This is a genomic window from Variovorax sp. J22P240, from assembly GCF_030316855.1.
Classification (GTDB): domain Bacteria; phylum Pseudomonadota; class Gammaproteobacteria; order Burkholderiales; family Burkholderiaceae_C; genus Variovorax.
In genome coordinates, this window is record NZ_JASZYR010000003.1 from 327,956 (window position 1) to 350,462 (window position 22,507).

22 protein-coding genes are annotated in these 22,507 nt (G+C 66.3%); 13 read left to right on the plus strand and 9 right to left on the minus strand.

All coding sequences use genetic code 11. The annotated features are described in order from the left end of the window. Positions 1-4: 4 nt before the first annotated feature. The 3 genes from xrtQb to QTI24_RS11485 form a co-directional block, all read right to left on the minus strand. Positions 5-499 carry an exosortase Q subunit 2 gene (gene xrtQb / locus QTI24_RS11475; protein WP_503011246.1) on the minus strand — a complete coding sequence of 165 codons (495 nt, stop codon included), beginning with the start codon at positions 497-499 and terminating at the stop codon, positions 5-7. A 61-nt stretch (positions 500-560) separates the two neighbouring features. Continuing rightward, the gene (gene xrtQa, locus QTI24_RS11480) at positions 561-1,493 is read right to left on the minus strand and encodes an exosortase Q (RefSeq protein WP_286600487.1); all 933 of its coding nucleotides are present in this window, start codon (positions 1,491-1,493) and stop codon (positions 561-563) included. Positions 1,494-1,505: 12 nt separating this feature from the next. Then, entirely contained in the window at positions 1,506-3,572 is a 2,067-nt protein-coding gene (locus tag QTI24_RS11485) for a VIT and vWA domain-containing protein (RefSeq protein ID WP_286600488.1), read from the minus strand. Positions 3,573-3,896: 324 nt separating this feature from the next. Between QTI24_RS11485 and QTI24_RS11490 the strand changes: the two genes are divergently transcribed. Continuing rightward, positions 3,897-6,278, plus strand: a complete 2,382-nt coding sequence (locus QTI24_RS11490) for a penicillin-binding protein 1A (protein WP_286600489.1) — start codon at positions 3,897-3,899, stop codon at positions 6,276-6,278. A 66-nt stretch (positions 6,279-6,344) separates the two neighbouring features. After that, complete coding sequence (locus QTI24_RS11495; RefSeq protein ID WP_286600491.1) at positions 6,345-6,950, plus strand: hypothetical protein; 606 nt, start codon at positions 6,345-6,347, stop codon at positions 6,948-6,950. On the opposite strand, the gene creC is transcribed toward QTI24_RS11495, so the two are convergent. Both creC and creB read right to left on the minus strand, forming a co-directional pair. Continuing rightward, the gene (gene creC / locus QTI24_RS11500) at positions 6,944-8,383 is read right to left on the minus strand and encodes a two-component system sensor histidine kinase CreC (RefSeq protein ID WP_286600492.1); all 1,440 of its coding nucleotides are present in this window, start codon (positions 8,381-8,383) and stop codon (positions 6,944-6,946) included. The two genes, QTI24_RS11495 and creC, sit on opposite strands and share 7 nt — an antisense overlap. After that, positions 8,380-9,123, minus strand: coding sequence for a two-component system response regulator CreB (gene creB, locus QTI24_RS11505; RefSeq protein WP_286600494.1), 744 nt, complete (start codon positions 9,121-9,123; stop codon positions 8,380-8,382). Before creB ends, creC begins: the two co-directional genes overlap by 4 nt. Positions 9,124-9,197: 74 nt before the next feature. Here creB and QTI24_RS11510 point away from each other — a divergent pair, with 74 nt between their 5' ends. After that, a complete protein-coding gene (locus tag QTI24_RS11510) occupies positions 9,198-10,154 on the plus strand; it encodes a YcjF family protein (RefSeq protein WP_286600495.1) in 957 nt (318 codons plus the stop codon). An 18-nt stretch (positions 10,155-10,172) separates the two neighbouring features. Here QTI24_RS11510 and QTI24_RS11515 read toward each other — a convergent pair whose 3' ends face one another. Further along, entirely contained in the window at positions 10,173-10,943 is a 771-nt protein-coding gene (locus QTI24_RS11515) for a TIGR04325 family methyltransferase (protein WP_286600497.1), read from the minus strand. A 127-nt stretch (positions 10,944-11,070) separates the two neighbouring features. Beyond that, a complete protein-coding gene (locus QTI24_RS11520; protein WP_286600498.1) occupies positions 11,071-11,265 on the minus strand; it encodes a heavy-metal-associated domain-containing protein in 195 nt (64 codons plus the stop codon). Positions 11,266-11,386: 121 nt separating this feature from the next. On the opposite strand from QTI24_RS11520, the gene QTI24_RS11525 reads away from it, so the two are divergent. Both QTI24_RS11525 and QTI24_RS11530 read left to right on the plus strand, forming a co-directional pair. Continuing rightward, entirely contained in the window at positions 11,387-12,076 is a 690-nt protein-coding gene (locus QTI24_RS11525; protein ID WP_286600499.1) for a response regulator transcription factor, read from the plus strand. A 2-nt stretch (positions 12,077-12,078) separates the two neighbouring features. Beyond that, complete coding sequence (locus QTI24_RS11530; protein ID WP_503011247.1) at positions 12,079-13,452, plus strand: sensor histidine kinase; 1,374 nt, start codon at positions 12,079-12,081, stop codon at positions 13,450-13,452. A 15-nt stretch (positions 13,453-13,467) separates the two neighbouring features. Here the strand turns inward: QTI24_RS11530 and QTI24_RS11535 are convergent, their stop codons facing one another. Next, positions 13,468-14,571 carry an alkene reductase gene (locus QTI24_RS11535; protein ID WP_286600502.1) on the minus strand — a complete coding sequence of 368 codons (1,104 nt, stop codon included), beginning with the start codon at positions 14,569-14,571 and terminating at the stop codon, positions 13,468-13,470. A 115-nt stretch (positions 14,572-14,686) separates the two neighbouring features. On the opposite strand from QTI24_RS11535, the gene QTI24_RS11540 reads away from it, so the two are divergent. Then, the gene (locus QTI24_RS11540; RefSeq protein WP_286600504.1) at positions 14,687-15,904 is read left to right on the plus strand and encodes a YbfB/YjiJ family MFS transporter; all 1,218 of its coding nucleotides are present in this window, start codon (positions 14,687-14,689) and stop codon (positions 15,902-15,904) included. Here the strand turns inward: QTI24_RS11540 and gstA are convergent. Further along, a complete protein-coding gene (gstA, locus tag QTI24_RS11545) occupies positions 15,897-16,505 on the minus strand; it encodes a glutathione transferase GstA (protein WP_286600506.1) in 609 nt (202 codons plus the stop codon). The two genes, QTI24_RS11540 and gstA, sit on opposite strands and share 8 nt — an antisense overlap. A 177-nt stretch (positions 16,506-16,682) precedes the next feature. On the opposite strand from gstA, the gene QTI24_RS11550 reads away from it, so the two are divergent. The 7 genes from QTI24_RS11550 to QTI24_RS11580 all read left to right on the plus strand — a co-directional run bounded on the left by QTI24_RS11550 (position 16,683) and on the right by QTI24_RS11580 (position 22,498). Next, complete coding sequence (locus QTI24_RS11550) at positions 16,683-16,871, plus strand: DUF1328 family protein (protein WP_286600508.1); 189 nt, start codon at positions 16,683-16,685, stop codon at positions 16,869-16,871. Further along, positions 16,868-17,044, plus strand: a complete 177-nt coding sequence (locus QTI24_RS11555) for a hypothetical protein (protein WP_286600510.1) — start codon at positions 16,868-16,870, stop codon at positions 17,042-17,044. The genes QTI24_RS11550 and QTI24_RS11555 overlap by 4 nt, the downstream gene beginning before the upstream one ends. Positions 17,045-17,095: 51 nt before the next feature. Beyond that, positions 17,096-18,019: a transglutaminase-like domain-containing protein gene (locus QTI24_RS11560; RefSeq protein WP_286600512.1), complete on the plus strand. Its 924-nt coding sequence runs from the start codon at positions 17,096-17,098 to the stop codon at positions 18,017-18,019. Between the two features lie 297 nt (positions 18,020-18,316). Beyond that, positions 18,317-20,263, plus strand: coding sequence for a tRNA uridine-5-carboxymethylaminomethyl(34) synthesis enzyme MnmG (gene mnmG / locus QTI24_RS11565; protein ID WP_286600513.1), 1,947 nt, complete (start codon positions 18,317-18,319; stop codon positions 20,261-20,263). After that, positions 20,260-20,898 carry a 16S rRNA (guanine(527)-N(7))-methyltransferase RsmG gene (rsmG, locus tag QTI24_RS11570; RefSeq protein WP_286600514.1) on the plus strand — a complete coding sequence of 213 codons (639 nt, stop codon included), beginning with the start codon at positions 20,260-20,262 and terminating at the stop codon, positions 20,896-20,898. Before mnmG ends, rsmG begins: the two co-directional genes overlap by 4 nt. A gap of 59 nt (positions 20,899-20,957) precedes the next feature. Continuing rightward, a complete protein-coding gene (locus tag QTI24_RS11575) occupies positions 20,958-21,572 on the plus strand; it encodes a LysE family transporter (protein ID WP_286600515.1) in 615 nt (204 codons plus the stop codon). Positions 21,573-21,631: 59 nt separating this feature from the next. Further along, complete coding sequence (locus QTI24_RS11580; protein WP_286600516.1) at positions 21,632-22,498, plus strand: ParA family protein; 867 nt, start codon at positions 21,632-21,634, stop codon at positions 22,496-22,498. The last annotated feature ends 9 nt before the right edge of the window (positions 22,499-22,507 follow it).

Below are 22,507 nucleotides of genomic sequence, written 5' to 3' on the forward strand. Positions count from 1 at the left end.
TCTCTCACTCGATCCGTCTCGCCAGGGTCACAGCTTGCCACGGTCCGTGCGACCGCCCACTGGCCGCCGCCCAGTACCAGGCTGAAGTGTCGGTGAAAGCGTCCCCCAGGGCATCGACGATGCGCTCGCAGATGCGCATTTTTTGTGCGCCGTGGCGTTCGGCTGTGAAACAGCGCCACAGGCGGGCATGCACATCGCGCTCCAGCCGCGCCTGGGCGATGCCGTAGCCGAGCGCGCGGTAGCAATCGGCGGCCGGATGAAGCATGCGGGTCGACGTGTGGACCTGGCGCAGCACCAGCATCTGCTCGCCGTCGGTCAGGCGCGCGATGGCGCCGGGAAATTGCTGCGCAAAACGCTGCTCGACTTCGCTGAGAGCCAGGGGGCGCAGCGGCACGCCGTCCCACTCGCTCGGCCATTCCTCGAAGACGGCGGCGACGGCGGCGGGGGGCGGCGGCCGATGCAACGCGAAGGCCGCCGACCAGAGCACGCACAGCAGCATGACCAAGGCGAAGGCCGTCTTGTGCGCAATGCGATTGATGAAGCGGTTGGCGAGCCAGCAGTCAAAGAGCGGTATCGACACGGCGGCCTCCTGCGGAAGTGATCAGGCCCGGGATGGCGGCGCGTTCCGCGCCTTGCCGGGAACGGGGGTCATGGGCCATGACCCGCGCGATGCCGCCGCACACCAAGGCGAGCAGCACGAGGCCGAACGCGTCGTGCAGCCATCGCGCCGGCGCATGGCCTGCGGCTTCGAGCGCGACCAGCACGGCGTTGCGAACGATGTTTCCGGTCAGCACGAGCAGGCCGACCGCCGGCAAGCGCGCGAAAAAGCCGCGATCGTTGCGTCCGGTCCAGTGCGCCACGACGCAGGCCGTGAAGTAGCCGAGCCAGACCATCTGCACGCCGGAGCAGGGCGCGTCGACGATCACCAGTTGCCCGTCGACCAACAAGCTGCTGCCTTCGCGCGCCACGCCGAAGCCCGGTGCCAGCAGCCACCGGCTGGCTTCCGCCGTGACCACGCGCAGCGGATAGCCCGCATAGAACTGCAGCGAGGACAGCAGCGGCAGCGCGAGCACGGCCAGGCCGACGACAGGGAACGCCGCCACGCGCCGGGGCAGAGAGGCGAGCAGCCCGCAGGCGAAGGCCAGCACCGCCAGCAAACTCGCTGCCAGGGGCGGCAGGGAAGGCAGCGGGCCGATGCCTGTGCGCAGCATCGTGGCGACGAGCGTGCCGACGCTCGCCAGCGCCAGCCAGCCCAGGCGCGGCGCAGGGCGCAGTTCGCGCCGAAGCGTCCAGGTGAGCAGGGCCAGCGCCGCGAGCGAAAGCAGGCCCAGCGGATCGTCGGAACCATCGCGCATGCGCTGGGCCATCCAGATCCATACGGGCGTCAGCGCGGCGGCCTGCAGCGCGAGCCATCCGGCAGCCGGCGCGCGGTCGAGATGGATGCCCCAGTCGATGACCCGGGGATGCGTGCGTGCGAGGAGAGCAAGAGACATGGCGATGCTTCCTCAGGAAGTGAAGCGGCGCGGATCGCTGCGGCGCGCGCGACGGCGCAGCATGGCCAGCATCGAGAGCACCACTGCGATCGCGCCCAGCGTCTCGGGCTCCGGCGTGCTCGGCACCTCGGCGCCCAGGCTTTGACCGATGGCCAACTCGCTCACGCCCTTGGGCAACGGCACCGGCTGGTCGACGCCGACGCTGTTCTGCGGTGCCGCGTTGCGCACCACCTGGTCCACGGCGATGAAGCTCGTGTACTGCGTGAGGAGGCTGTAGCGCAGGCCCAGGTCGGTGATGCGCTGCCTGAGCGTGTCGCCGCCCTCCAGCGCTTCCTGGTCGCTCAGGCTCGCGATGCGATGGCGTGCCCACAGGGTGCGCAGCGCGGCCGCGTCCTGGCGCGTGTGCGTGTCGACCTTCAGTTCCTGCCGGTACGGGCCTTCGGCGCTGCGGCCCTCGATGAGCACGCGGCCCTTGGCTTCGCCGCGCCACTTGCCGAACACGATCACCGGGCGCTCGCCGAGTACATCGGGCAGGGCGGCGGGTTCCACGTCGTACACGTCGAGGCCTTCGAAGCGCGCCTTGACGCTGGTGAGCACGGGCGACTCGATCATCCGGCGGAAGCGCGCGGCCTGTTCGGGTGCCTGCACGGGGTCGGTGATGATGAAGGGCTCGCCCATGCCGGCCCGGGCGATGCCTTCCATCAGGTGCCGGTTGACCGAGGAGCCGATGCCGAAGGCGAACACGTTGGCCTTCGAGAGGTTCTTGCGCACCAGTTCGAAGGCTTCGCGCTCGACCGTGACGTAGCCGTCGCTCACCACCACGATCGTGCGCGAGACCTCGTCGGACTTGGGTTCGGCATAGGCGCGCTTCAGTGCCGGAATCAGCTCCGTGCTGCCGCCGCCGCTGTAGTTGCGGATCGTGGCGAGCGCCTGTCCGATGTTGGCGCGGGTGGCCGGCACCGAGTGTGGCGAGAGCATGCGGTTGCTGCCCGAGAACAGCAGCACGTTGAAGGTGTCGCTGGGCCGCAGGCCGCCGATGAGCCGCTCCAGCACGACCTTGGCCGTGTCCAGCGGAAAGCCGTGCATCGAGCCCGAGATGTCGACCACGAAGATGTAGTCGCGCGGCGAGATGGCGCTGGCCGCCACCGACTTGGGCGGCTCCACCATCGCGAGGAAGAAGTTCTCGGCGTTGTCGCCCTGGCCCTTGTAGAGCATCAGGCCCGACTCGATGTGCTCGCCGGCGAGCCGGTAGTCGAGCACGAAGTCGCGGTCGTCGGCGGGCTCGCTGCTGCGGGCGAGCGCGATGTCGGCATGCGCGTTGCCGTCGCGCTGGCGCACGTCGAGGGCGTGCGTGAGCGAGCGGACTTCCTGGATGCCCAGCGGCGTGTCGAGCGCGACCTTGAGCTGGAAGCTGGTGCTGGGTGCGACATCGGCGCGAAGCACCGGTTGCGCCACCCATGCGGCCTGCGCGTTCTGCGACTGCGGACTGTTGTAGCGCGGCCCCACCACCGTGGGAAAGACGAACTGGTAGTTGCCGCCCTGCGGCACCAGCAGCTCGGTGTAGCGCAACTGCACCTTCACGTCGTCGCCCGGCAGGATGTTGGCGACGTTCATCTGGAACACGTTGGGCAGGTGCTGTTCGAGCAGCGCGGCGGTCTTGCCTTCCTTCTTCGCGCTGTCGTATTCGATGCGCGCCTGCTCCTTCTCGCGGATCTGCGCGGTGATGAGGCGGCCGGCGAGCCGCACGTTGAGACCGCTGACCGCTGCCCGGGTCGAACCGGGGAACACATACCGCGCCTCGATCGCGCGCCGGCCTTCGTTGCGGTAGGTCTGCGTCACGGTGACGTCGGCGATCACGCCGGAGATCTTCACGTCCACTTCCGTGCCCTTGAGCGGCAGGCGGTCCGTTTCCGGGTCATTGCTCTTCACGAAGAAGTAGGGGCTCTCGGTCTTCAGTCGCGGTCCCGGCGCTTCCTGCGCATGCACCGGCCGCGCGATCAGCATGACGAAGCCGGTGGCCGCGAGGCCCAGCGTGGTGAGCCAGAGCCAGCGGCCGGGGCGGGGTATGGAGCTTTCCATGACTTGGGTCCTCTTCCCTCGAAGGGTGTCGTGCAACGGTGCACGGAGGCCAATGTCAAGGTCTGCCGAGAAGGCAGTAGGAAGCCTGTTCGAAGTGGGCGGCGTTGTGTGAAGTCTGTGTGAAGTGAGGCCGGGAAGGACTTCACACTGGCTTCGGCTCGCTCCCGGAGTATTAGGGCTTCATCCCTTATGCAATTCCGGCGGGGAACTCGAGGGGGCGGCAACGCTCCTACCTGGGTCGACAGCGCTATTCAATTGATAGCAAAGTGTGCCCATCCGCCATGGGATTTCCTTCTTTTCCTCGGCGTCGACCCCTCACTAGCCATGTCCAAGAAACCCTCCTCCAGCGGGCCTGCGCGCCCGGACCGGTCGATCCGGCTGCGACGCGTTGCCATTTGGGGCGGCGCCGTCGCCGCGTCGGGCGCGCTCATCCTGCTGATTGCCGGCGGCATCGCGGCGGTCACGATCTATCCCAAGCTTCCGAGCGTTTCCGATCTTGCCGACTACCGGCCCAAGTTGCCGCTGCGGGTCTATTCGGCCGAAGGCGAACTGATCGGCGAGTTCGGCGAGGAGCGCCGCAATCTCACGCCCTTCGCAGAGATTCCGCAGGTGATGAAGGATGCCGTGCTCGCCGTCGAGGATGCGCGCTTTTATGACCATGGCGGCGTCGACTACAAGGGCTTCGTGCGCGCGGCGCTGGCGAGCTTCAAGGGCGGAAGGCAGCAGGGCGCATCCACCATCACGATGCAGGTGGCGCGCAACGTCTACCTGAGCTCGGAGCGCACGCTGAGCCGCAAGACCTACGAGATCCTGTTGGCGTTGCGGCTCGAGCAGCAACTCACGAAGGACCAGATCCTCGAGATTTACCTCAACCAGATCTACCTGGGGAATCGCGCCTACGGTTTCGCCGCCGCTGCCGAAGCCTACTTCGGCAAGCCACTGCAGCACCTCACGATCGCCGAAGCCGCCATGCTCGCCGGCCTGCCGAAGGCACCGGGTACCAACAACCCCGTGAGCAATCCGCGCCGGGCGCGTGCGCGCCAGCTCTACGTCATCGACCGCATGGCGGAGACCGGCTTCATCACCGCCGCGCAGGCGGCCGACGCCCGGAAGGAAGAACTGCATCTGCGCGATGCCGCCGACCCGAACCGCCTCCATGCGGAGTACGTGGCCGAGACCGTGCGCCAGATGATGCATGCACAGTACGGCGACAGCATCTATACGAGCGGCCTCCAGGTCCATACCTCGCTGGTCGCGGCCGATCAGGCGGCGGCCTACAAGTCGCTGCGCAAAGGCATCATGGATTACGAACGCCGGCAGGCCTATCGCGGCCCCGAGCAGGTCGTGGCCTTGCCCGCCGACCCGAAGGAACTCGACGAAGCGGTGGACGACGCACTGGCCGGCCACCCCGACAACGGCGACGTGATCTCGGCCGTGGTGCTCCAGGCCAGCAGCAAGGAAGTGACCGCGGTCCGCGCGAACGGGGAGACTCTGCAGATCACGGGAGAAGGCCTGAAGCCTGCACAGTCCGGCCTGTCCGAGAAGGCGGCGGCCGCCATCAAGATCCGCCGCGGCGCGGTGATCCGTGTCGCGAAGACGCCGAAGGACACCTGGGAGATCACCCAGCTGCCGGAAGTCGAAGGTGCCTTCATCGGCATGGACCCGCGCACCGGCGCCATCAAGGCATTGGTGGGCGGCTTCGACTACGGCAAGAACAAGTTCAACCACGTCACGCAGGCCTGGCGGCAGCCGGGTTCGAGCTTCAAGCCCTTCATCTACTCGGCGGCGCTGGAGAAGGGCTTCACGCCGGCCACGGTCGTCAATGACGCGCCGTTGTCCTTCGAGGGCGGCGCCGGCGGCCAGCCGTGGGAGCCGAAGAACTACGACAGCACCTATGAGGGACCGATCTCGCTGCGGCGCGCGCTCCAGCAATCCAAGAACACTGTCACCATCCGCGTGCTCCAGTCCATCGGTACCTCGTATGCGCAGGACTGGATCACTCAGTTCGGCTTCGACCACGACAAGCATCCTGCGAACTTGCCGATGGCGCTGGGCGCCGGCTCGGTCACGCCGATGCAGATGGCGGCGGGCTATTCGGTGTTCGCCAATGGCGGCTATCGCGTCAATCCCTATCTGGTCACGCGCGTCACGGACATGAAGGGCAAGGTCCTGCTGGAGACCGAGCCGCCGGTGCTCGATGAGTCGAGGCGCGCCATTCCGCAGCGCAACGCCTTCATCATGAGTTCGCTGCTCCAGAGCGTGGTGAAGAGCGGAACGGCCGTGAAGGCGCGCCAGGCGCTCAAGCGCGACGACCTCTACGGCAAGACCGGCACGACCAACGATTCGATCGACACCTGGTTCGCCGGCTTCCAACCGACGATGGTCGGCGTCGCGTGGGTCGGCTACGACACGCCGCGCCAACTGGGCGTGCGCGGCGAGACGGGCGGCAGCCTGAGCCTGCCGATCTGGACCGGCTTCATGCAGACCGCGCTGAAGGGCGTGCCGGTGAGCGAGCCCGCGGTGCCGGGCGGTGTGCTCAACGTCGAAGGTGAGTGGTACTTCGACGACTTCGCGCCGGGCCGGGGTGTCGCCACCTTGGGCATCGACACGCCTGCACCGTTGCCGGTGGAGGAACTGGCGGGCGCAGCCGTGGGCGCGCCTGCGGAGCCCGAGGAACGCAACCGCATCCTCGATTTCTTCAGGTAGCGGCCTTCGCGGAGGGGGGATGTCGGCAGGTATCTACACTCCACATCCCTCTCCCCGAACGCAGTCATGGAATCTCTTACCCTGGTGGCGCTGATCGTCATCGGCGCCTACATCCTCAAGTCCCGCGACCAGCGGCAGCGCATTGCGCTGCTGGGAAGCCATCTGGGCAACTACCAAATCGAGAAGCTGATGGAGAACCTCACCGAGGGCTACCTGCGCTGCCTCGGCGAGGATGACCCGGCACGCCGCGAGCAGATCTGGGCGCTGCTGGACTCCACCGAGGAAAAGCTCTCGGCGCAGTTCGACAGCTTCGCCGCGGAGTTCTCCCGGCTCGACGAATCGGAAGCGCGCGTGAGCAAGTTTCCTGTGGCCATCCCCTACGCGCACCGGCTCTTTCCGGGTGCCTCCTTCGACCTGCGCAAGGCCTTCGCCATTCATGCGCGCGGCATCTCCGACGTCATGAAGAACGGCGCAGGACGCTCGCCCAAGGCCAAGGCCTTCACCCTGTCGGCCGAGCTCTTCCTGATGCAGCACACCTGCCACTGGTTCTGCAAGTCGAAGACGGTGGCCTCGGCGCGGATGCTGGCGCGGCACAAGACCTCGTACCAGCAGGTGCTCGATGCGGTGAGCCCGCAGACGCGCAACGCGTACCGCGAGCTGACCGGTCAGTGATGTGACAGCAGCGGCAGCGTGAGGGTGGCGAGCGCGCCGCCGCGCGGTGCGTTCACCAGGTCGACGCGACCGCGATGCAGCGTCGCGATCTCCTTCACGAAGGCAAGGCCGAGGCCTGTGCTCTTCTTCTGGTTGTGCGGCCGCGCGAGCGAATAGAACTTCTCGAACACCTTGTCCTTGGCGTAGTCGGGGATGCCTTTGCCGCGATCGCGCACGCTGATTCGGGCCTGACGAGAATTGGTTTCGAGCGCGAGCAGCACCTCGGCGCCGGCGGGCGAGAAGTCGATGGCGTTGTCGAGCAGGTTGCTCACCGCGCGGCGCAACAGGAAGGGGTCGCCCTCGACGCGCGCTTCGTTGTGGATGGCCACGTTGACGCGGATGTCCCGTTTGGCCGCTGCGGCCTGCGCTCCGGCGGCGACGTCCTGCAGCAGAGGCGCCAGCGCGACGTTCTCGCTGCGCTCCAGTGCGCGCCGCGTTTCGAGCGCTGTGAGCTCCATCATGCGGTCGACGATCTCCTGGATGCGCTGCGTTTCGTGCGCGATGTTGCCGAGGAAGCGCTCGCGCTCCGCCTGCGGCATCGACGGCTCCTGGATCAACTCGGCCGCGCCGCGGATCGCCGACAGCGGGCTCTTGATTTCGTGCGTGAAGGTCTGCACGTAGTCGGCGACGTAGTTGCGGCCGGTGAGCGCATCGCGCATCTCGTGGACGCCGCTGCGCAGCGTATCGACCGCCCGGCGCACCATGCGCGAGAGGCTCAGGTCGCGCTGGCTGCGCAGCCAGCCGAAGTAGTCGGAGATCAGGCCGAAGGGCCGCACCAGCCAGATGGACATGATGATCGCCAGCACCAGCAGCGCGAAGGCCGAGCCCACACCGACCCACAGCGTGCGCGCACGCGCATCCTGAACGAACTGGCCGAAACTCTGCACAGGCTTGCCCACGCTGACCATGCCGACGATCTCGTTGTCCCAGCGCACCGGTGCGCCGACGTACATCACGGAGGTCATCGGATCGCCCGAGATGTCGCGCGAGGTCCGTGCGCCGTACACGCCGGCGAGCGAGCGGCTCACGTCGCTGCGCTGCGAGTAGTCGGCGCCAGTGCTGCGGCCCATGGAGTCGAAGAGAACGCGGCCATTGCGGTCGGTGACGTACACGCGCAACTCGACGTGGCTCTTGTGCAGGTTGTAGATCTGCGCCGAGAACTGGCGCGCGTAGACCGAGCGGAAGAGTGGCTCCAGCCGCGCGGTGTTGATCGCGCCGGCGATCACGTCCTGCTCGATCAGGCTGGCGAGGAGTTGCGAGGTCTCGACCAGCGATTCCTCCGCCGACTCCCGGTAGCGCGGGTCGATGTCGGCGACGACGCGGTAGAGGAGGAAGGCGATGCCCGCCGTATAGATCAGCAGGATGCCGATGAAGATGCGGGTTCTTCGGGTCACACGCTCGGCGGCAGCTCTTCGTTGAGCGCGTAGCCAGTGCCGCGCAGCGTGCGGATCGGCTCGACCTCGGGCGCGACGGCCTTGAGTTTGGCGCGCAGCGTCTTGACGTGGGCATCCACGGTGCGGTCGAAGCTGTCGCTGGCCTCGTCCCAGACCAGGCTCAGCAGTTCGTCGCGCGTGAACACGCGGCCGGGGCGCTGGACCATGAGGCGCAGCAGCCCGTATTCGTAGCGCGAGAGTTCGAGCAGGCGGCCGTAGTAGCGGATCTGCATGCGATCGACGTCGAGCGCGAAGGGCATGAGGTGTGGCGTGCTGGCGGCAGGCGTGGCCGCCGTGGCGGTCACCGTGCCTTGTCCGGTGCGTCCGCTGCGGCGCAGGATGCTCCTCACGCGGGCCACGAGTTCGCGCGGCGAGAAAGGCTTGGCGATGTAGTCGTCCGCGCCGAGTTCGAGTCCGACCACGCGATCGATCTCGTCGCTGCGCGCGGTGAGGAACAGCATCGGCACCTCGGCGCCGGCCGGCAGCTTCTGTAGACGCTTGAACAGCTCGAAGCCGTTCATGTCGGGCAACCCCACGTCGAGGATGGCGAGCGCCGGCGGCTCGGCGGTGAACTGCGCGATCGCCTCTTCGGCGGTGGGGCACCACACGGGCACGAAGCCGTCGGTCCGCAGCACGTATTGCAAGGTGTCGGCGATGCCGGATTCGTCTTCGGCAATGAGGATCCGCGGGTGGGCGAGCATGCCCCGGATGGTAGCGGGCCGGAACCTTTGCGCCGAGAGCGAAACGAACGGGGTCGAACACTCAGGAGGTATGTGTGAGCCCATCCGAAACCCGATCCATCGTGACGCTGAGCCTGCTGGCGGCCTTTGTCGATGGCGAGAAGCACGAGCGCGAGCGCGCCGAGATCAAGCGCATCGCCGAAGGTCTCTCGCAGGCCGACGGCGTGCAACTGCCGATGCTGTATCAGGACGTGTTGATGAAACGCGTGACGCTGGCCGACGTGGCAGCGCAGTTCCAGAGCGAAGAGGCCCGGCAGCTCGCCTACGAGATGGCCGTGTGTGTGTGCGATGCCGACGGCGTGCAGTCCGAGCCCGAGCGCCAGTTCCTGGCCCAGGTGCGCAGCGCGCTTCAGCTCGACACGCCGGCGGCCAGGCAGTTCGAGCAGGAAGCCGAAGCGATCGCCGCCGTGCCGCTGACGCCGGCTGCCGTCCCTGCGCCTGCGCCCACCGGCATGCCGGCGCCCGCCTCGACGGTGCCTGACGCGGAACTCGACCAGGCGATCCTCAACGCGGCCATCCTCAACGGCGCCCTCGAACTGCTGCCCGAGACGCTCTCGACGATGGCGATCATTCCGCTGCAAATGAAGCTGGTCTACCGTATCGGCCAGGCCCACGGCTACCAGCTCGACAGTGGGCATGTGAAGGACTTCCTCGCGACCGTCGGCGTGGGCCTGACCTCGCAGTACCTCGAACAAGCCGGGCGCAAGCTGCTCGGCGGGCTGCTGGGCAAGGTCGGCGGTGGTTTGCTGCGCGGGGCCGGCAAGCAGGCCGTGAGTTCGGGCATGAGCTTCGCGACCACCTATGCGCTCGGCCACGTCGCCAAGCGCTACTACGCGGGCGGCCGCACGCTGTCCACGCAGATGCTGAAGGACATCTTTGCCAACGTGACGCAGGAGGCGCAGGGGCTTCAGTCGCGCTACCTGCCCGCCATGCAGGACAAGGCGCGCACGCTGGATGCGGGGAAGGTCCTGTCGATGGTGCGCGGCGCCTGAGGTGCCGCTGAGGGCGGCTCAGTGCAGATCGAAGCAGCAGCCCGCGTAGAAGGCTTTGTCACCGCCCTCGACGAACGGCACCTCGATCGGCTTGCCCTCGTTGCGCCACGCGTCGCGCCGCTTGTAGCCGGCCTCGGAGAGTTCGGCGAGCAGTGCGTCGTAGTGCTGGATGCGGTAGGGACAGACGGCAAAGCCGATGCTGTTGAGGGTGTAAAGCGTCTTGTCCGAATGCACCGCCGCCGTGTTGATGATGATGCGCCGGGGCTTGATCGGCAGCGCCGCGATGATTTCGGAGATCCGCAAGGGCAGGTACTGCAGGCTGCCCGAGGCATAGAGCACGTCATAGCCCGTGGCGTCGTGGAAGTCGGTGGTGAAGCCCAGCTGGTGCGTCGCCTCACGCTGGACGGCCAGATCCTGGCCCGTCTGCACGACACCGGGCACGTCGCAGACGGTCCAGCGCAGGTCGTTGGGAAAGGGCAGCACGCGGCGGAACGCGTAGTACTTGATGCCGACGTGGCCGCCGAGGTCGAACACTCTGCGCATGCCTTCCTCGAGCGCGCGGCTCACCCAGAACAGGCCTGGGTAATCGTAGAAGTAGAGCTGATGGCTGTAGAGCGTCTTGGCCGCCTCGGCGTTGTCGTAGCCGACGGCCTTGGTCGGCGGCGCATTGGCTTCGGCGTCGGCAAAACTCTCGAAGGAGCCCATGAAGAGGTTCTCTTCACGGTTCTCCAGAAACTTGCGGCGGTACGCGGCTTCCCGGACGGAGGAGGGCAGCAGACTCGACAGCATGGGACCCCTTTGGCGTCAAAGTGAATTGCCTACGCATTTTGCACTTTGAAACACAAAGTATTCAACTATTTGGATCGTTTTCCACGTTTCCTCGCGTTTTGAAGCCGCGACGCCTTGCCGGGCGCCCCTATTGCGCCTTGTATCCAGCGTTTTCGATCGCCAGGATGATGTCCTGTCGCGGGTGTCCGCTCAGCACGTCGACGTGGCCGGTTTCGAGGTCGACCGTGACCTGCGCCTCCGGATCGATGGTGTGTACTGCCTGCTCCACCATGCTGACGCAGTGGCCGCAGCTCATGCCCGTGACCTGTAACTTCTGGCTCATCGTGGTTGCTCCTTCGTATGAATGAAGCGCCAGTTTGAACCTTCTCACGATGTCAATGTCCAGTGAGGGGGCGCTGGACCCGGCTTGGGGTACAAACGCCTACCTTTTTGCCGGCGAATCCATGCGAATCCTCCTTGTTGAAGACGATGCCGTCCTGCGCGGCGTGATGTTGCGCAGCCTTGGCGACGCGGGCCACCGCGTCGATGTGGCAGCCAGCGTCGAGGAGGCCGACCACCTGTGGCGCGTGCAGCGCTTCGACGCCGTGCTGCTCGATCTGAACCTGCCTGCGACGTCCAGCCCGACCAGCGGACTCGCGAGCGGGCTCACCGCGCTGCGCCATGCACGCGCACGCGGCGACCGCACGCCGGTGCTGGTGCTGACGGCCCGCGACCGCACGGAGGAGCGCATCGCCGGACTGGATGCCGGCGCCGACGACTATCTGGGCAAGCCCTTCGACCTGGCCGAGGTCGAGGCAAGGCTGCGCGCGCTGGTGCGGCGCGCGCAAGGCACGGAGGACATCGCGACGCTGGGACAACTGCGGCTCGATCGTCGGGCTCGCCGCTTCGCGATCAGCGGCATCCCGCTGGACCTGCCCGCTCGCGAGTTCGAGGTGCTGTGGGAGCTGATGAGCCCGCCCGGCCGCACGATCAGCAAGCGCGAGCTGTCGGACAAACTGTCGACCTTCGACGAGTCGCTGGGCGACAACGCACTGGAGGCCTTCATCTCCCGCCTGCGCAAGAAGCTGGTCGGCAGCGGCGCGGCGATCCGCACCCTGCGCGGCATCGGTTATCTGCTGGAAGCGGACGGGTGAACGTGCGCGCGACGGCTGGCGCGGGTGCTGCCGCCGCGCCCTCGCTGACCGCGCGCGTGCTGCGGCGCGTGCTGCTGCCGCTGGCCCTGACCTGGCTGGTGGGCACCGCGGTCGCGCTGGTGGTGGCGAGCTATTTCACCGAGCAGGCTTTCGATCGCGGGATGCTCGACGATGCCTATGCGGTGTCGGCCAACGTACAGGCGGGCGAGCGCGACATCGAATTGCTGCTGTCGCCGCGCGAGGTCAACAACGTGCTGTTCGACCAGTCCGAGACCGTGTTCTTCGCGGTGCTGCGGCCCGACGGATCGCTGCTCGCCGGCCATGAGGGCCTGCAGGTGCCCGCGCCGGAGGAGGGCGCGCGCTATCGGTTCTCGCGCATCACCCACCAGGGCCAGGCCTTGCGCGCGGTGGCGTTGAACCACGATGCGCCCAATGCCTATCGCGTGGTGATTGCGCAAACCACGCGTGCTCGCACGGTGCTGGTCGAGCGGTTGCTGGCCTATTCGCTGGCGCCGCAATTCGTACTGCTCGCGTTGCTGGCAGCCTGGCTGTGGCGTGGCATCGACCGCGAGCTTCGGCCGCTCGGTGAATTGCGTCAGACGCTGGAACAACGCGATGCCCACGACCTCGCGCCGGTGCCCGTGGCGCGAAGCTCGCGCGAACTCGAACAGTTGGGCGACACGCTCAACGCACTGCTGGACCGGCTCGCGCTGAGCGCTTCCGCGCAGCGGGAGTTCGCGGGCAACGTCGCGCACGAACTGCGCACGCCGCTCGCGGGGATTCGCGCGCTGGCCGACTATGGATTGGCGCAGCAGTCACCTTCGGTGTGGCGCGAACAGCTGGAAAGCATCGCGCTGAGCCAGGCGCGTGCGAGCCATCTGGTGGACCAATTGCTGGCGCTCGCGCTGGCCGACGAGGGACGCACGGGCCTGCAGCGCGAGACGCTGCGACTGGATGAACTGGCGCAGCAGGCGGTGCTGCGGCATCTGGCGCGCGCCGATGCGCAAGGCGTGGATCTGGGCGCGCTCGGCCTCGACGAGGCCGTGACGGTAGAGGCGAATGCCGCGCTGGTCGAAGGCATCCTCGACAATCTAATCGACAACGCGCTGCGTTACGGCGGGCGCACGATCACCATCGAGCTGGCGGGCCACACGCTGGCGGTGATCGATGACGGCCCCGGCATTCCGCCCGAGGCGCAGCGCGACCTGATGAAGCGCTGGGCCCAAGGCCCTGCCGGCCAGAAGCTCGGACAGGGCGCGGGACTGGGGCTCGCGATCGTCGCCCGCTACGCGAAGCTGCTGGGCGCGGAACTCAGCTTCGCGAAGGCATCGGATGAAGGCGGGTTGCGGGTCAGCGTCGCCTTCCCGACGACCTGACGCAGCCCGCGGCTTTCAGGCCAGTGCCGGGTAGTCGATGTAGCCGGCTTCGCCGCCGCCATAGAACGTGTTCTTGTCCCATTGGTTCAGCGGCGCACCTTCGCGCAGACGACGCACCAGGTCCGGGTTGGAGATGAAGGGCTTGCCGAAGGCAACGAGGTCATCGCCTTCCTTCAGCGCCTCTTCGGCCAGCGGCTTGTCGTAGCCGTTGTTCACCATCCACGCGGCCTTGCCCCCCGCCTGGCGGTAGGCGGCCTTGAGGGCTTCGTAATCGAAGGGGCGATCGTCGATCTCGCGGGGGCCGCCGGTGGCGCCTTCGATGATGTGGATATAGGCGAGGCCGAGCGGTGCGAGCTGCTTGACCACGTAGTCGAACAGCGGCTGCGGGTTGTCGTCGTGTGCGTCGTTGGCGGGCGTCACCGGCGAGAGGCGGATGCCGACCTTGCCGCCGCCGACCGCATCGACCACGGCGCGCGTCACTTCGAGCAGCAGGCGGGCGCGGTTCTCGATGCCGCCGCCGTAGTCGTCGGTGCGCTTGTTGCTGCCGGTCTTGAGGAACTGGTCGAGCAGGTAGCCGTTGGCACCGTGGATCTCGACGCCGTCGAAGCCCGAGGTCTCGACCGCGTTGCGCGCGGCCACGGCATAGGCGTGCACGATGCCGGGCAGTTCGCTCGCATCGAGCGCGCGGGGCTCGGAGGTTTCCGTGAAGGTGGGAACGCCGTTCTTGATCAGCACCGTCTTGGTCTTCGCCGTGATGGCGGAGGGTGCGACGGGCTTGCCGCCTTCGGGTTGCAGTTCGGTGTGCGAGACGCGGCCCACGTGCCAGAGCTGCACGACGATCTTGCCGCCCTCGGCGTGCACGGCGTCGGTGACGCGCTTCCACGCGTCGAGCTGCTGCGAACCATAGAGACCCGGCACGTCCGCATAGCCCTGGCCCTGATGGCTGATGGCCGTGGCTTCGGTGATGAGCAGGCCCGCGGTGGCGCGCTGCGCGTAGTAGGTGGCCGTGATGTCGCGCGGCACCGCGTTGGGCGAGCGGTTGCGCGTGAGGGGCGCCATGACGATACGGTTGCTCAGCTTCAGGTCGCCGGCCTGGACGGGCTCAAAGAGAGAGGACATTGTTCGAATTGCTGTTGTGGAGAATGAAGTCGAGGGTAATCCCCGTCCTTCAACCGCGCTGTCGCGAGGTTGTCGGTTTGCTGGTAGGCGTTGCCGCAGAATGGCCGCGCAACGCATGACCACCACGACTGCCGCCACCCTCACGCCTGCGCAAGCATTGCGCCTTGCGTTCGCTCTGTCCCTGGGGGCCGCGGTGTCGCTGGGCATCACGCGCTTTTCCTACGGCCTGCTGTTGCCGCCGATGCGCGCGGACCTCGGCTGGAGCTACACGCTCGCAGGCGGCATGAACACTGCGAATGCGGCCGGCTACCTGCTCGGCGCACTGATGACGCCGGCCCTGATGCGGCGCTTCGGTCCCGTTCCGTTGCTGATCGGTGGCGCGGTGTGGGCCAGCCTCTTCATGGTGGCGAGCGGGTTCTTCACCTCGGCGCCGGCGCTGCTGCTGCAGCGGCTTCTCGCCGGCATGGCAAGTGCCTGGGTGTTCGTCGCGGGTGGCTTGCTGGCTGCGCGGCTGGGCGCCTTGCAGCCGTCGCGCTCGGGCTTTCTGCTCGGTCTCTACTACGGCGGCACGGGCCTGGGCATCACGCTGTCGGCGCTGTTGGTGCCGGCGGTGCTGCAGGCCGCGTCGGGCGAGCCGCATGGCTGGGCCTGGGCGTGGTGGGCGCTGGCGCTGGCCAGCTTCACCGCGACGGCGGTGTTGGCCTTGGCGATGCGGGCCTTGCCGATGGAGGCGCGCGCGCATGTGCCCGCCTCTTCGTCCGACGCATCGCCGCGATCGACGCCCGTGCGTCGCTTCGGTTGGGCGCTGGCCGGCTACACGCTCTTCGGTGCCGGCTACATCGGCTACATGACTTTCGTGATCGCGCTGTTGCGCGAGCAAGGGGCGAAGTCTGGCGACATCACGGCCTTCTATGCCTTGCTGGGCGTGGCGTGCGTGGCCTCGTCGCGACTGTGGGCGGGTCTTCTCGACAGGTTTCGCGGCGGCGGGCCGCAGGCCTTGCTCAACGCCTTGCTGGGCGTGGCGACGATGCTGCCGGTGCTGAGCTCGGCGTGGCCCGTGGCGATGGCTTCGGGCTTGCTGTTCGGCGCGGTGTTCCTGTCGGTGGTGGCGTCGACCACCGCACTCGTGCGCCACAACCTGCCGGCCGCGCAATGGGCGACCGGCATCAGCGCTTTCACGATTGCCTTCGCGCTGGGGCAGATCGTCGGGCCCACGGTGACCGGCTGGATCTCCGACGGAGAAGGCGGTCTGGCCCGTGGCCTGGTCGCCTCCGCGATCACGCTGTGGGCCGGTGCGCTGCTGGCATCGCGCCAGCGGGCGCTGCTTACTTGAGCAGTCCCTCTGCCTTCATGGCCTCCTGCACCGCGGGGCGTGCCGCAACGCGGGCATGCCAGGCATTCAGGTTGGCGAAAGACGCGATGTCGACCCCCGTCGGCTTCGCCCAGTTGGTGACGGTGAACAGGTAGCCGTCAGCGACCGTGAAGTGCTCGCCCATCAGGTAGTCCTTGCCTTCGAGCTGGCCGTCGAGCCATTCGTAGCGGGACTTGAGCTTGGTCTTGAAGGCGGTCTTGGCTTCTTCCGGCATGTTCGGGTTGAACAGCGGCGAGTAGCTCTTGTGGATCTCGGTGCCGATGAAGGTCAGCCACTCCTGCAGGCGGTAGCGCGACATCGTGCCGTTGGCCGGCGCGAGATTCTTGGTAGGGGCCAGGTCGGCGATGTACTGGACGATCGCGGGGCCCTCGCGCAGTCGGGTTCCGTCGTCGAGTTCGAGCAGGGGCACATAGCCGAGCGGGTTGATGCCGTAGTAGTCGGTGCCATCCTGGAGCTTGTGGCTCTTGGTGCTGGCCAGCACTGGTTCGAAGGCGAGGCCGGCTTCACGCATTGCGATGTGAGGGGACAGCGAGCAGGCGCCCGGCGAGTAGTACAGCTTCATGCGAAAAAACTCCAATGAAATGGCGGAAAGCGATTTTGCAAGGGGAGGTCGATGCTAGCGGGTTCGATGCCATCGCGTTTGTCCTACGGCGGCTCGCGCACCGCGACTATGAGCGGCGGCGCAGCGACTTTCTAAGCTAGCGGCGCTGCGGTGGATAGGCCATTGCCAGGAGTTTTTATGTTGAAGTACGCCATTGTTTTTGCGGTGATCTCATTGATTGCCGGCGCCCTTGGCTTTGGCGGCGTTGCCGCGGGCGCGGCCGGCATTGCCAAGGTGCTGTTCGGTCTGTTCTTGATCCTTGCCGTCGTGTTTCTCGTGCTGGCTGCGCTGGGCGTCGGTGCGGCGAAGAAAGCGCTGGACCGATGATGGAACTGTCCCCGATGCGGTGGCCGCGCGTGCGGCCCCTGGTCGTTTTGCTCCAGAGCCCTGCGCATCGTGTAATGCGCGTGCTCCACGTGACGCAATCTCAATGGCAACTGCCCGCGCGGCGCGATCGCATGGGCGGTTCGCCGGGCCGGCAGCTCGGCGTGCAGTCCTGACGCGCTCAACCCTTATTAACTAGAAGGCTGTGCCGCAGGCGCAGGAGGCTGATGCACTTCTCACACGTCGAAGCGGTGCTCGAATACGAGGTAGCCGCGCCTTCGCACCTGCTGCTCAACATCGAGGCGGCGCGCAGCGGTGCCCAGGCGCTGATCAGCGAGAACCTGGTGATCGAACCGGCCGTGGAGATGCAGGCCTTTTGCGACGAGAGCAGCGGCAATCGCTTCGTCCGCTTCGACGCGCAGCCGGGGCCGCTGAAGATCCGTTACCGAGCCAGCGTGCAGCGTTCGCACGTCGAGGTGCCGACCGATCTGCAAGAGGTGCCGGTGAACGAGGTGCCCAACGAGATCCTTCACTACATGATGCCGACACGCTATTGCGAGTCGGATCTGATGTCGCGCTGCGCGCAGCAGTTGTTTGGCGATCTGCCGCCCGGCATCGGGCGCGTGCAGGCCATCGTCGACTGGATTCACGAGAGCATCACGTACGAACCTGGAAGCAGTGTCTCGACCACGACGGCAAGCGAGGTGTTCGTCGAACGCGCCGGGGTGTGCCGCGATTTCGCACACCTGGGCATCACCTTCTGTCGCGCGCTGAACATCCCGGCGCGGCTGGTGGTGGGCTATGTCTGGTTCGACGAGCCGCCGCAGGATTTCCATGCGGTGTTCGAGGCCTGGCTCGGCGGGCAGTGGGTCTTGTTCGACGCGACGCGCATGGCGCCCGTCGACCGGCTCGTTCGCGTGGGCACGGGCCGGGATGCCAAGGACGTAGCGTTCTGCACGATCTTCGGCACGGTCAGCATGACGGGGAAGACCTTGACGGTGCGCGAGCTGCAGGATGAAGGCGTGGCGCCGTCGGCCGAGCCCGAGCCGAGCGGCCTGCTCGTCGGCATCGAAAAGCCAGTGCCCGTGTTGCCACACGACGCGGCGGACAAAGGGCAAGCCTCGGCCCATGTCGTGGCCGTCGCGGAATAGCCGGCACGCCCCAGGCTTGCCCACTTCGTTGTGGCCGCTCACCGCCTGCCGTTTACCTGCGGACCGGCAAAGCCGTTTCCTCGCTCTGAACTGTGGCGGTTTCATGCGTCGCGCGTCTCACGCTAACGCGGAGAGGAGAAAATGCTATCAAATTGATAGCAACAAATCCAAGTGGGATGCCTGACTCAAGACGCCCCACGCGCCCGGGCCGCATGTCCCCAGAAGTCGCACGAAGCCGCTGCGGCGATTAAAATTGGCGCCCCTTTCCGCAGCGCACGCGACAGTGCGCCCACTCCCATGCTGTACCCCGAAGAATTCGATGTGATCGTCGTCGGCGGCGGTCATGCCGGCACCGAAGCCGCGCTGGCCTCCGCGCGAATGGGCGCTCGCACCTTGCTGCTCACCCACAACATCGAAACCCTGGGGCAGATGAGTTGCAACCCGTCGATCGGTGGCATTGGCAAGGGGCATCTGGTGAAAGAGGTCGACGCGCTGGGTGGCGCGATGGCCATTGCGACGGATGAGGGCGGCATTCAGTTCCGCATCCTCAATTCGAGCAAGGGGCCCGCCGTGCGTGCGACGCGTGCGCAAGCCGACCGTGTGCTCTACAAGGCGGCGATCCGCCGGCGGCTGGAGAACCAGCCGAACCTGTCCTTGTTCCAGCAAGCCGTGGACGATCTGATGATCGAGGGCGACAAGGTGGTCGGCGCCGTCACGCAAGTCGGCATTGCATTCCGCGCGCGCGCGGTGGTGCTGACGGCCGGGACTTTCCTGGACGGTCGCATCCACGTCGGCCTCGACAACTACCAGGCGGGGCGCGCGGGCGATCCGCCGGCGGTCAGCCTCTCGGCGCGGCTGAAGGAGTTGAAGCTGCCGCAAGGACGGCTGAAGACCGGAACGCCGCCGCGCCTCGACGGTCGGACCATCGACTTCTCCAAATGCGTCGAACAGCCTGGCGACGGCATGCCGGGCGGTGCCGGACCGATGCCCGTGTTCAGCTACATGGGCCATGCGGACATGCATCCGCAGCAGATGCCCTGCTGGATCACCAACACCAACGCACGCACGCACGAGATCATCCGCTCGGGCTTCGACCGCAGCCCCATGTTCACCGGCAAGATCGACGGGATTGGGCCGCGCTACTGCCCGAGCGTGGAAGACAAGATCAATCGCTTTGCCGACAAGGAAAGCCATCAGATCTTCCTGGAGCCCGAAGGGCTGACCACCAACGAGTACTACCCGAACGGCATCTCAACCAGCCTGCCTTTCGACATTCAGTACCAGTTGGTGCGTTCGATGGTCGGCTTGGAGAACGCGCACATCCTGCGTCCGGGTTACGCGATCGAGTACGACTACTTCGATCCTCGTGAACTGAAGAGCAATTTCGAGACGCGCGCCATCCAGGGCTTGTTCTTCGCTGGGCAGATCAACGGCACGACGGGCTATGAGGAAGCAGCCGCCCAAGGGCTCTTTGCAGGGATCAACGCTGCGCTGCAGTGCAGGGGAGAGGCCGCCTGGCTGCCCCGGCGCGACGAAGCCTATTTGGGTGTTCTGGTCGACGACCTGATCACCAAGGGCGTGACCGAGCCCTACCGCATGTTCACCAGTCGGGCCGAGTTCCGCCTGCAATTGCGCGAGGACAACGCGGACATGCGCCTGACCGAAGCCGGCCGTAAGCTGGGACTGGTGGATGATGCTCGTTGGGACGCCTTCTCGCGGAAGCGCGATGCTGTTTCACGTGAAACACAGCGCCTGGCGTCGATCTGGGTCAACCCGCGGAATTTACCGGCCGCCGAGTCGGAGCGGGTCCTAGGCAAGGCGATCGACCACGAATACAACCTGGGCGATTTGCTGCGTCGGCCCAACGTGAGCTACGAATCGCTGATGTCATTGGATAGCGGCAAATACAGTTCGGGCGAACCCCTGAGCGAAATGGAGATCGAGCAGATCGAGATTGCAGCCAAGTATTCCGGCTACATCAACCGCCAGCACGACGAGGTCGAGAGGGCGGCGCATTTCGAGAATCTCCAGTTGCCGGCCGACCTTGACTACGGTCAGGTCAAGGCACTGAGCTTCGAGGTTCGGCAAAAGCTGACCAAGCACCGTCCGGAAACGCTGGGCATTGCCTCACGGATTTCGGGCGTCACGCCGGCCGCGATCTCGCTGTTGATGATCCACCTGCGCAAGGGCGGTCATCGTGCTTTCGTTCAAGACGCGGCGGTCGAGCCCCAAGCCGCCGAATGAGCCAGGAACAACTGCTGCGCGATGGCGCACAACAACTCGGCATCGAATTGACGGATCGGCAGGGCGAACGGCTCCTGGCCTACGGCGCGCTCATATTGAAATGGAACAAGGTCTACAACCTGACCGCGTTGCGAGACCCGGCGGCCGTGTTGACCCACCATTTGCTCGACAGCCTTTCGGTCATCAAGCCACTTCAGCGTGAACGATCGACGGAAGCCAAGCTGCTGGACGTCGGGGCAGGCGCCGGGTTGCCGGGCGTTGTTATCGCGATCCTTCGTGACGACATCGACGTCACGTGCCTGGATGCTGTGGCCAAGAAGACGGCGTTCGTCCAGCAGGTCGCATCTGAACTGGGCCTCCGCAATCTCCGCGGCTTGCATGCCCGGGTCGAATCCTTGACCGGCAGCTATGACGTCATCAGCTCCCGCGCTTTCGCATCGTTGCCGGATTTCATCACCGGCTCGGCCCACCTGCTAGCGTCCGGCGGCATCTGGCTTGCGATGAAGGGTAGGGCGCCCGACGACGAAATCGCCCAGCTTCCAGCCCAAGCGGCAGTGTTTCACGTGGAACAACTGTCGGTTCCAGGCCTCGATGCCGAGCGTTGCATCGTCTGGATGCGAAAACCCACCGCCTGAGCCGCGTCCGCCGCGTCGACCTCGCTTAGACTCGACGCTTCCCATCTGAGGCAATTTTCATGTTCGGCATCGCTGATTACGGCGCGTTCGTCGCGGCCATCGTCCTTTTTCTCGCGATTCCCGGACCGGGCAATCTGGCCCTCATCACTTCCACCAGCAAGGGTGGCATCCGCGGCGGACTGGCCGCCACCATCGGAGTGATTGCCGGCGACCAGGTGTTGATGTGGGCCGCCGTGGCCGGCGTCGCCACGCTGTTGACCGCCTACCCGGCCGCATTCAGCGCCGTGCAGTGGCTCGGTGCCGCCTATCTGGCGTGGCTCGGTTTCAAGATGCTGCGCGCCAAGCCGGGCGCTGCGCCGATCCTCAATATCCACGCCGGGCAGTATTTCCGTCAGGCCGTGGCGATTACGGTGCTGAACCCGAAGGCCATCGTTTTCTATATGGCCTTTTTCCCGCTGTTCGTCGATCCGGCCCGCCACCAAGGCCTCACGACCTTCGCTTTCATGGCCTTGACGATTGCCGTTCTGACCTTTCTGTACGGCTTGACCGCGACACTGCTGACGCATTTTCTGGCCGAACGCATGCGCGCCAACCCCCGCATCGCGGGCGTTCTCAACAAGCTGGCCGGTGTTTTCCTGATCGCCTTCGGCGTCAGGCTGGCGATCTCCAGGTAAGCATGACAGCTCTCCAAGCCCGTATTCCGCTGTTTGTCCACCGGCAAGGCGCCTGACCCATGGCAAAGATCTTCTGCATTGCGAACCAGAAGGGCGGCGTCGGCAAGACCACGACGACCGTCAATCTCGCGGCTGGACTGGCCAAGGTGGGACAGCGAGTGCTGATGATTGACCTCGATCCGCAGGGCAATGCCACCATGGGTTCGGGCATAGACAAGCGCCAGCTCGAAACGACCGTGTATGACGTGCTCCTCGAATCGGCCTCCGTGGCCGAAACGCGGGTGGCTTCCGAAAAGTGCGGCTACGACGTGCTGGGTGCCAATCGCGAGCTGGCCGGCGCCGAGGTCGAAATGGTCGCCCTCGACCGGCGGGAGAAACGCTTGCGGACGGCGCTGGCCGCCGTCGGTGCCGAGTACGACTTCATTCTGATCGACTGCCCGCCGAGCCTGAGCCTGCTCACGCTGAACGGGCTGTGCGCCGCGCACGGCGTGATCGTGCCGATGCAATGCGAGTACTTCGCGCTGGAAGGGTTGACCGACTTGGTCAACACCATCAAGCAGGTGCATGCCAACCTCAACAAGAACCTGCAGATCATCGGCCTGCTGCGCGTGATGTTCGATCCGCGCATCACGCTGCAGCAGCAGGTCAGCGAGCAACTGAAGGCGCACTTCGGCGACAAGGTCTTCGATACCGTGATCCCTCGTAATGTGCGGCTGGCCGAGGCGCCGAGCTACGGGCTTCCGGGCGTGGTCTTCGATCCGGCCGCCAAGGGCAGCCAGGCCTTCGTGGCTTTCGCGCAGGAATTGGTTGAGAAGATGCCTCCCGCGAGCGCGCTGGCGGCGGAGGCGCCGGTGCCAGTTGCACCGGTCGCACCGGTGCCGATGGACCCGGCCACGGTGACTGACCAAGTGCCCGAGAACCCCTGAGGCCGGGAT

Excerpts from the sequence above, each read along its gene's own strand:
- QTI24_RS11555 (WP_286600510.1), top strand. The coding sequence starts at position 16,868 with ATGATGGAACTGTCCCCGATGCGGTGGCCGCGCGTGCGGCCCCTGGTC.
- QTI24_RS11540 (WP_286600504.1), top strand. The coding sequence starts at position 14,687 with ATGACCACCACGACTGCCGCCACCCTCACGCCTGCGCAAGCATTGCGC.
- QTI24_RS11575 (WP_286600515.1), top strand. The coding sequence starts at position 20,958 with ATGTTCGGCATCGCTGATTACGGCGCGTTCGTCGCGGCCATCGTCCTT.
- QTI24_RS11490 (WP_286600489.1), top strand. The coding sequence starts at position 3,897 with ATGTCCAAGAAACCCTCCTCCAGCGGGCCTGCGCGCCCGGACCGGTCG.
- gstA (WP_286600506.1), bottom strand. The coding sequence starts at position 16,505 with ATGAAGCTGTACTACTCGCCGGGCGCCTGCTCGCTGTCCCCTCACATC.
- QTI24_RS11485 (WP_286600488.1), bottom strand. The coding sequence starts at position 3,572 with ATGGAAAGCTCCATACCCCGCCCCGGCCGCTGGCTCTGGCTCACCACG.
- QTI24_RS11560 (WP_286600512.1), top strand. The coding sequence starts at position 17,096 with ATGCACTTCTCACACGTCGAAGCGGTGCTCGAATACGAGGTAGCCGCG.
- xrtQa (WP_286600487.1), bottom strand. The coding sequence starts at position 1,493 with ATGTCTCTTGCTCTCCTCGCACGCACGCATCCCCGGGTCATCGACTGG.
- QTI24_RS11580 (WP_286600516.1), top strand. The coding sequence starts at position 21,632 with ATGGCAAAGATCTTCTGCATTGCGAACCAGAAGGGCGGCGTCGGCAAG.
- QTI24_RS11550 (WP_286600508.1), top strand. The coding sequence starts at position 16,683 with ATGTTGAAGTACGCCATTGTTTTTGCGGTGATCTCATTGATTGCCGGC.
- QTI24_RS11515 (WP_286600497.1), bottom strand. The coding sequence starts at position 10,943 with ATGCTGTCGAGTCTGCTGCCCTCCTCCGTCCGGGAAGCCGCGTACCGC.
- mnmG (WP_286600513.1), top strand. The coding sequence starts at position 18,317 with ATGCTGTACCCCGAAGAATTCGATGTGATCGTCGTCGGCGGCGGTCAT.
- QTI24_RS11520 (WP_286600498.1), bottom strand. The coding sequence starts at position 11,265 with ATGAGCCAGAAGTTACAGGTCACGGGCATGAGCTGCGGCCACTGCGTC.
- QTI24_RS11525 (WP_286600499.1), top strand. The coding sequence starts at position 11,387 with ATGCGAATCCTCCTTGTTGAAGACGATGCCGTCCTGCGCGGCGTGATG.
- QTI24_RS11535 (WP_286600502.1), bottom strand. The coding sequence starts at position 14,571 with ATGTCCTCTCTCTTTGAGCCCGTCCAGGCCGGCGACCTGAAGCTGAGC.
- rsmG (WP_286600514.1), top strand. The coding sequence starts at position 20,260 with ATGAGCCAGGAACAACTGCTGCGCGATGGCGCACAACAACTCGGCATC.
- xrtQb (WP_503011246.1), bottom strand. The coding sequence starts at position 499 with ATGCTGCTGTGCGTGCTCTGGTCGGCGGCCTTCGCGTTGCATCGGCCG.
- creB (WP_286600494.1), bottom strand. The coding sequence starts at position 9,123 with ATGCTCGCCCACCCGCGGATCCTCATTGCCGAAGACGAATCCGGCATC.
- QTI24_RS11495 (WP_286600491.1), top strand. The coding sequence starts at position 6,345 with ATGGAATCTCTTACCCTGGTGGCGCTGATCGTCATCGGCGCCTACATC.